The organism is Dellaglioa sp. CoH-55-MRSF-9 (assembly GCF_056782155.1).
On sequence record NZ_JBXAYG010000090.1, the window covers coordinates 1 to 268 of the forward strand.

Consider the following 268-nt stretch of genomic DNA (forward strand, 5'->3'; position numbering starts at 1 on the left):
GCTGATCTCGATTCCGCACGCAGGTACGCACATCCCCGACGACATCGCCGCGACGATGACGCCCGACGCGCGCTTCGTCGACGATTGCGACTGGCATCTAGAGCGGCTGTACGGGTTCGCGGCCGATCTCGGCGCGTCGATCCTCGTGCCGTCGCACGCGCGTTACGTCGTCGACCTGAACCGTCCGCCCGACAACGAGAACCTGTATCCGGGGCAGGACACGACGGGGCTCGTGCCGGTCGATACGTTCGACAAGGCGCCGCTGTAT

At 66.0% G+C, this 268-nt stretch carries 1 protein-coding gene; it reads left to right on the forward strand.

The window, feature by feature from the left end; translation table 11 throughout:
* Positions 1-268: N-formylglutamate amidohydrolase (locus tag AC1RPV_RS07910; protein ID WP_481764221.1), on the forward strand; the 268-nt coding region annotated here is incomplete at both ends.